Genomic DNA, 8,350 nt, shown 5'->3' with positions numbered 1-8,350 from the left:
TACAGCCCGGAGCTCAATCGCATCGAGAAACTGTGGCACAAGATGAAATATGAGTGGCTGGCCTTCAAGGCGCGTGACATCCAAACCCTTGAAGAAGACGTCGATACGGTCCTTCAAGGATTCGGATCAAATTATAGATTTACTTTCTGTTGAGAGCTTAGCTCCTTCGGCGGGCTCAACCATCTTCATGATTGCCGCCGCCGCGATCGTCGTTGCCAGCAGTTCCTCGACGCCGGCTTCGCCGAGCACCTGGCGAAAACGCCCTAGATTGGTCGGATCGCACGGCAGCCGCGGCTGGAAGTACTCCTCGCCGCAGAAGTACTGAAAGTACACGTTCTCCGCCCAGCGCTCGCACACCGACTCGTCGCTCTCATTGAACGCGTGCTTCAAGTAGAGCAACCCGAGCATCCGGCGAATCGGCAACCGCGGTCGACCCGCTGCGCTCACGCCCGCGCCGGCAAGTTGCGCTGTCGCGCCGAACAGATCGATCACTTCTGCAGCAATGCCTTCACGATTACGATGCGCGAACAGCGGCGCCATCGTCGCTTCGAGCTGCGCCCACGGCATGCGCGTCGCGAGCACCGCAAGCGGGTGGCGCAGGTCGATCATCGAATCAAGGCGGCTTCGGAAGAAATCGTCGGTCATGTCGGCGCGCTCCAGCTCCCAGGTTTTAAATCAGATCGATATTCGCTCTGGGAGTTCGCAGCACATCCGACTCCCTGCAATCCCTTGCCGGGCTTGGCTCAACTACGTTTTGCAGGTCCGACGAAGTCAGCGAGGGTTTCGTCGAAGGCGCTGTAGCGCCGCGCTGGCACGGCAAGAATGAATTCGAGCGGCCGGTCGTGAACCTGAATCGCCTGGATGGCCGTCCAACTCGCACCGAGAATTCATCGGCTTTCCATCAGGAAGATCGGAAGGCTTGTACGTAGAGTAAGGGAGTCAATGCAACGCGCACTTATCGATAAATACAATGGCCGCTGAAGACAGCACGCTCTCCATCGAGAAACGCATCGTCATCCGATTGCTCAATAGCCCCTTACGCGGCTGCGAATTCCTGTTGTCTCCAGGCCGCACGCTATTCCTTGTGGGCCCAAGCTCCGACCTGGCCGCCCCAGATCAATTGCCGGAGTTGCCCGCCGACACGCTGTATATTCCGCTAGATGAAGGCGGCGTGAATTTCGAATTGCTGATCGATGAAACCGATCTCGAACACGTCATCCTACGGGAACTGAGCGATGGCTCACCAGAAGAACGTCGAGCAGCCTTCAACTTGCCGTTGCGTGTTGGCGCATTAGCGTTGGCACTGCGTCCGGAACATCTGCCATGGTCGCCAGAAGCGCTGGGCTGCCCGAGCAGCGGGTCCACAGTCAATCCCACCCCGGCCCGCCGCCGTCCATGGGCCGCGATCGCGCTGGCCTCTCTCACGCTGATTCTGCTGGCGGGAGGCGGCTATTGGCTGTGGCACAGCCCACAACGCCAGGCTTCCGAGTTGAATGCCTTGCTTGGGCGCGACACCCAGCGCTTTCAGGTATTGCCCGGTCGTGACGATGTGTTCTATGTAGCAGCAGCGAATGAACGAGACAGCGCCTGGGCCCGCCAGGTGATCGCGCGTGGGGACTACAATCGTCCGGCGAAGGTTATCAATTCGACACAGGAGAACGAACGCGTTGCCAGCTGGCTGGCCGACCACTACCCCAATCTAGCCTATTACCGACTGCAATTTGACAATATGCGTCGCCCGCAGCTTTGGGTCAGTCGCCAGCGCGCCGTGATGAGCGATAGCGCACGCCAGCAACTGGCCCACAGCCTGAAGGCGATCATGCCTTATGCCGAGCGGGTGGATATCATAGGACTGGACGATGCCACCGCCGCCGATCAAGCCGAGGCCGGGTTGAAGCGCCAAGCACTACCGTACACCCGGACCAACCACGCCGATGGCGTCACCTTCGTGATCCAGGGAGCGCTCGACGATGGCGAACTGCTACGCGCGCGCCGCTTCGTCGAAGTCTACTACCGACAATGGGGCGGACGCTATGTGCAGTTCGCTGTCGAGTTGAAAGATGACTGGCTTAGGGGCCGCTCCTTTCGCTACGGCGATCAGGGCTATGTCAAGGTGAGTCCCGGTCATTGGTACTTTCCCAGCCCCCTGTAACTCAGTGAGGTAAGCCTTTCGCTTTGCTGGCGGACTCGCAAAGATTTGGCCTTGCGATGGTCGGCGTGAATTTCCTGTCTCGGCCAAGAAAAGGATATATACGATGAAAGAGTACCAAAGCTTGAACCATATCAGATCGGACTACTAGTAGCGGACGCTGGCATGATGCTGCTGAGGGGGAACGCATGAGGATGGGTAGATGATCAAGGTGAGTCTGTTCGCAGAGCAGGAACGTGAGAGCAAGCTGGACAAGATAGGCGATGCGCTGAGCAAGCTGGGCGAGCACGTGGATTTTGCGGCGCTGGCCGAGGGGGTCGACGAGGCGGCGCCGCGGCCGGGCCGAGAGCGCGGTGGTCGCCCGCCGTTTCCGACCGAACTGATGGTGAGGGTGCTGGTGGTGCAGCAGCTCTACAACCTCAGCGACGAGCAGATGGAGTTCCAGCTGCTGGACCGGCTGAGTTTTCAGCGCTTTGTGGGACTGAGGCAGAGCTCGCAGGCGCCCGATCGCACAACGATCTGGACGTTCAAGGAAAGGCTGATCAGGGCCGGCGCCAGCGAGCGAATCTTCGAGGCGGTGAACCGGCAGCTCGACTGCCACGGTTACATCGCGCGGGGCGGGCAGATGATCGACGCGAGCATCGTGCCGGTACCCAAGCAGACACTGACCAAGGACGAGAAGGGCATGGTTCAGCAGGACGCGATGCCGGCCGAGTGGTCGCCCTCGAAGCGGCGACAGAAGGACGTGCAGGCGCGCTGGACCAAGAAGCACGGCAAAAGTTATTTCGGTTACAAGCTCTCCGGCAGCGTGGACCGGCGCCACAAGCTGATCCGGCGTGTGCACGTGAGCACGGCCAGCGAACACGACACCTTGCACTTCGAGCGGGTGCTTGACGCCGGCAACACCAGCCGCGATGTCTGGGCCGACAAGGGCTACGTCGACAGCGAGCGTGAACAGCGCCTGGGCAAAACGGGATGGCGGCTGCACATCCAGCGCGAGGGTAGGCCCGGCAAGCCGTTGTCGGAATGCCAAGCGCGGCGCAACCGGCGCATCGCCAAGCCGCGCGCCCGTGTCGAGCATGTGTTCGCTGCCTTGGAGCAGATGGGTGGCAAAGTGCTGCGCTCGATCGGCCTGGCGCGGGCGACGCTGCACCTGAACTGGAAGGCCGCCGCGTACAACCTGCGGCGCCTGTGCTCGCTGATGGAGGTAGGCCCCCGGCCGTTCTGACGCCCGAAATGGGCCTGGGCCAGCCGGACGCGACCGGATCCGGCTGGCAGCGGGCGGAAAGATCGCCTCACCGCCTGTCGTGTGGGCCGCGAATCGGCCAAGTCGCGGCGTGTCATGGCAGAGTCAGCTCAAAAGAGCGGTAATTCGAGGTGCCCATCAATTTTGAGATTCGCGCGAGCGCACGGAGCAATCCTCTAACAAAAGAGACCCGTGTGTGGCGTGCACATTTGGAGGTAGCAGGACATGAACCGCACATACCGCTCGATCTGGAACGAAGCTCTTGGCGCCTGGGTCGCGGCATCGGAACACGATTCGGCACGGGGCAAGCCGAACAAGTCGGCCGTCGTGAAGGCCGTTGCAACCACAGTCCTCGCAGCGGGGTCGCTGGCCAGCAACATGGCCCATGCGCAGTACTATTCGGCCGGCGGCGGGTCGACCACGAGTCCCAATGCGGTCGCTATCGGCCCCTCCTCGACGGTTTCGTCCAACAACTCCACGGCGATCGGGGCGGGTGCGACCTCTTCCGACGCCTATGCAACCGCCATCGGTAGTAACGCAACGGCCGGCAACAACAGCAGTACGGCCATTGGCGCCAATGCAGTGGCGACCGGCGGCAATTCGCTGGCGATGGGCCGCTCCGCGACTGCTTCCGGCGCGGCCGGGGTCGCACTGGGCCAGACAGCGACTGCCAACAGCAATTTCGCCACTGCGGTCGGCAGCCAAGCCCTTGCCTCCGGAACCAACTCGGTCGCCATCGGCGGTTCGACGGCAACCGGCACGCCGAGTACTACCCAGACGCTTGCCAATGCCGCCGGCGCCATCGCCATCGGGAACAACGGTGTAGCGGGCGCGTCGGCTACCGCGACCAATTCGATCGCGCTCGGCGGTCAATCGCTCATCGCTTCGACCGCAACCTCGGGGATCGCGCTCGGTCGCGGTGCGACCGTCAGCGGCGCATACGGCATCGCGCAAGGCGACGGCGCGGTGGCGGGTGTCGCGGGGAACACCTCGATAACGAATAGCGTCGCAGTCGGGGCTGCAGCATCTGCGACAGGTGTCAATGCGGTTGCACTGGGTGGGGGAGCCAAGGCAACCGGGTCCAACAGCATGGCAACCGGCTCCAACGCAAGCGCCACCGGGCCCACAAGTTACGCGGCCGGCTTTAGTGCGGTTGCGTCGAACACCGATGCAACGGCTATCGGCAATCAAGCCACTGCCAGTGGTGCACAAGATACCGCCATCGGTGTGACGGCCGTTGCGTCGGGGGGGAACGGGGTCGCGCTCGGCAACAAGGCGGCCGCTACGGCCGCTAATGCAACTGCCGTTGGTGCGACATCTACCGCGTCGACCGGACAAGCATCGGCATTTGGCCTGGGCGCCACTGCAAGCGGAACGAACGCAACCGCGCTGGGTATGGGGTCTGTCGCGTCGAATTTCGCTACGCTGGCCGCCGGCAATCAGTCGACCGCCGCGGGTTCCGCCGCCGTGGCACTGGGAAATACTTCAACAGCGGGGGCGAATTCGACGGTTGCAATCGGCGATACGTCGAGCGTTTCGTCAACGGCCGGTTTGGGTTCAACGGCGATTGGTTACCGTTCGACGGTCAAGTCCGGGATCGGTGCCGTTGCGATCGGCAGTCAACAGACCGTGAGCGGTAACGGCGCGGTGGCGATCGGCGATCCGAACGTTTCGAACGGCACGGGTGCCGTGACGATGGGCGCAAATAACGTCGCCGCAGGCAATGCGGCGGGGACGACAGCTGCGAACGGTGCCGTGGCAATCGGCAACAGCAACAGTGCGATCGGCCAGGGCTCGGTTGCACTAGGCAATAGCAGTACGACTACGGCGGCCGGGGGCATCGCGATCGGCGATACCGCGATCTCCGGCGCGACGAATGCACTGGCATTCGGGGCTGGTGCCACCGCGAACGTGGCGGGCTCGGTTGCGCTCGGCTCAGGTGCGACCGCGACCGCTGCCGCGACTACGGCGACGGGCGGCACCGGTATTGTCAGCAGCACGACGATCGGAGGTCAGACATTCGGTACTTATGCGGGCGCGAATTCGGCCACTGGCGTCGTGAGTGTTGGCGCCGGGGGCACCGAGCGTCGCATCCAAAATGTGGCGGCCGGCTTGGTCAGTGGAACCAGCACGGACGCAATCAACGGTAGCCAGCTTTACGCGGTGGCCAGCACCACGACGTCGAGCATCGTCAGCTTGTCGACTTCCACGTCGACCGGCCTCTCGTCGGCCAACAGCTCGATCGGTTCGCTGTCGACCTCGACCTCGACCGGGATCAACTCGCTGTCCACCGGCCTGAGCTCGGCAAATAGCTCGGTCGCGTCGCTTTCGACTTCCACGTCGACGGGTCTGTCGTCGGCTAACAGCTCGATTGGTTCGCTGTCGACGTCGCTGTCGACCGGCATCAACTCGCTGTCGACCGGCCTCTCGTCGGCTAACAGCTCGATCGGTTCGCTGTCGACCTCGACCTCGACCGGGATCAACTCGCTGTCGACCGGCCTGAGCACGACCAACAGCTCGGTCACGTCGCTGTCGACTTCCACGTCGACGGGTCTGTCGTCGGCCAACAGCTCGATCGGTTCGCTGTCGACCTCGACCTCGACCGGGATCAACTCGCTGTCCACCGGCCTGAGCACGACCAAAAGCTCGGTCACGTCGCTGTCGACTTCCACGTCGACGGGTCTGTCGTCGGCAAACAGCTCGATCACGTCACTGTCCACCTCGGCCTCGACCGGCATCAACTCGTTGTCGACCGGCCTGAGCAGCACGAACAGCTCGGTGTCGTCGCTGTCGACCTCCACGTCGACGGGCCTGTCGTCCGCCAACAGCTCGATCAGCTCGCTGTCGACCTCGACCTCGACCGGCCTTTCCTCGGCCAACAGCTCGATCACGTCCCTGTCGACCTCGACGTCGACCGGCATCGGCTCGCTGTCCACCGGCCTGAGCAGCACGAACAGCTCGGTGTCGTCGCTGTCCACGTCGACCTCGACCACGATCAACGCCGCGAAGACGCACTACTACAGCGTCAACGACAACGGCGTGCAGCAAGCCAACTACGACAACACGGGCGCAACGGGCACCAACGCCCTCGCCGCCGGCGTGAACGCCAGCGCGGCAGGCGCCAGCAGCGTGGCAGTCGGCGACGGCTCGAACGCGCAGTCGGCAGGCGCGGTCGCGATCGGCCAGAACGCATCGGCAACGGGCGGCAAGGCGGTATCGATCGGCTCCGGCAACACGGCATCCGGCGACGGCGCGGTCGCGATCGGCGACCCGAGCATCGCGACGGGTACCGGCGCGGTGGCGTTGGGCGCGAACGACACGGCGACCGGCAACGGCGCAGTGGCGCTCGGCAACGCAAACACCGCCAACGGCGCCAGCGCGCTCGCCCTCGGCAGCTCGAACCAGGCCACCGCGGACAACACGATCGCGCTGGGCAGCCAGGCCACGGCCAGCGCCACCGGCGCACAGGCCTACGGCTCGGCCGCCAAGGCCACGGCCGCCGACGCGCTCGCCTTCGGTACGAACGCGCAAGCGAACGTCGCGAACTCGATCGCACTCGGCGCCAACTCGGTCACGGCCGCGGCAGTCGGCACGTCGAGCGCCACGATCGGCGGCGTCACGTACTCCTTCGCGGGCAGCTCGCCGGTTGGCGTGGTCAGCGTCGGCGCACCGGGCCAGGAACGCCAGGTCACGAACGTCGCCGCGGGCCGGATCTCGGCCTCGAGCACGGACGCGATCAACGGCAGCCAGCTGAACGCGACGAACAACGCGATCAACACGCTGTCGACGTCCACCGCGTCGAACGTCGCGTCGCTGTCGACCGGCATCAACTCGCTGTCGACGGGCCTCAGCACGACGAACAGCAACGTCAACTCGCTGTCGACGTCGACCTCGACGGGCATCGGTTCGCTGTCCACCGGCCTGAGCACGACGAACAGCAACGTGGCGTCGCTGTCGACCGGCGTGACGAATATCAACAACACGCTGAACTCGCTGTCGACGACGATCAACAACAACACGACGCGTACGGCGAACAACAACGGCGTCGCGGCCGACCTGAACGGCAAGGGCAACGACCTTCCGGTGGTCACCGCCGGGTCGAACTCGGTGGCGATCGGTGCGGGTTCGAACGACGGCGGCCGCTCGAACGTGGTGTCGGTCGGCAGCGACCAGCAGCAGCGCCAGATCACGAACGTCGCGCCGGGTACGCAAGGCACCGACGCGGTGAACGTGAACCAGCTGACGCAGGTGCAGACGACGCTGTCGACGGCACTGTCGGGCCAGCAGACGCAGATCAACTCGCTGGGTTCGCAACTGCAGCAGACCGACCAGATGGCGAAGCAGGGTATCGCGGCCGTCGGCGCGATGGCGTCGATCCCGCAGCTCGATCGCGACGCCAACTTCGGGATGGGCGTGGGCACGTCGACCTTCCTCGGCCAGAAGGCGATGGCGGTCAACATGCAGGCGCGCATCACGGAGAACCTGAAGGCGTCGATCAACGGCGGCTTCAGCGGCGGTCAGAAGGTGATCGGCGCCGGCATGCTGTACCAGTGGAAGTAACGCGTCGCGCCGCGGCTTTGTTCGGAAGGGGGTGGTTGCGCGGCAGCGTGAGGTCGAGTAGAAAGGGCAATTGATCTATGCCTCGTGAACGTTCATTGCCATACAAAGCCAGCCTGAAATCCGGAGCGCCGCGCAAACGCCCGAAACCGACGTATCGGGTCGCGAACGCCCGCGCCTACAATCAGAGCCTGAAGCGGCGAGGCCAGCTCAGCCTCTACTGCCCGGAGGGCGACCTGAAGGCGCTGTTCATCAACACCCAGCCGTATGGGCCGGGTGTGTCCGGGCGTGCCCCAACCTACACGAACGCCTACATCGAGCTGATCTATACGTTTTACCGGTTGTTTCGTTGGGCGATGCGTCAGATCACCGGCTTCATGGAAGAGTACTGGCGGCTG

Annotated in this window: 2 protein-coding genes and 4 pseudogenes; 5 read left to right on the top strand and 1 reads right to left on the bottom strand. The window is 63.8% G+C overall.

Features of this window, described 5'->3' with window-relative positions; all coding sequences use genetic code 11:
- Positions 1 to 165: 165 nt before the first annotated feature.
- Positions 166 to 645: pseudogene (locus tag CFB82_RS40580) on the bottom strand (transposase); the annotation flags it as partial.
- Positions 646 to 970: 325 nt separating this feature from the next.
- Here CFB82_RS40580 and CFB82_RS40575 point away from each other — a divergent pair.
- The 5 genes and pseudogenes from CFB82_RS40575 to CFB82_RS40560 form a co-directional block, all read left to right on the top strand.
- Positions 971 to 2,152, top strand: a complete 1,182-nt coding sequence (locus CFB82_RS40575) for a PrgH/EprH family type III secretion inner membrane ring protein (RefSeq protein ID WP_089487836.1) — start codon at positions 971 to 973, stop codon at positions 2,150 to 2,152.
- A 199-nt stretch (positions 2,153 to 2,351) separates the two neighbouring features.
- Positions 2,352 to 3,377: an IS5 family transposase gene (locus CFB82_RS40570; RefSeq protein WP_089487835.1), complete on the top strand. Its 1,026-nt coding sequence runs from the start codon at positions 2,352 to 2,354 to the stop codon at positions 3,375 to 3,377.
- A 243-nt stretch (positions 3,378 to 3,620) separates the two neighbouring features.
- A pseudogene (locus CFB82_RS44665) lies at positions 3,621 to 3,707 on the top strand (ESPR domain-containing protein); the annotation flags it as partial.
- Between the two features lie 102 nt (positions 3,708 to 3,809).
- Positions 3,810 to 7,955, top strand: a pseudogene (locus CFB82_RS40565) (beta strand repeat-containing protein); the annotation flags it as partial.
- Positions 7,956 to 8,032: 77 nt separating this feature from the next.
- Positions 8,033 to 8,350: pseudogene (locus CFB82_RS40560) on the top strand (hypothetical protein); the annotation flags it as partial.

Source organism: Burkholderia sp. HI2714, from assembly GCF_002223085.1.
Lineage (GTDB): Bacteria > Pseudomonadota > Gammaproteobacteria > Burkholderiales > Burkholderiaceae > Burkholderia > Burkholderia lata_D.
Note: the sequence above shows the minus strand (reverse complement) of the source record. Positions and strands in the feature narration are given on the sequence as shown.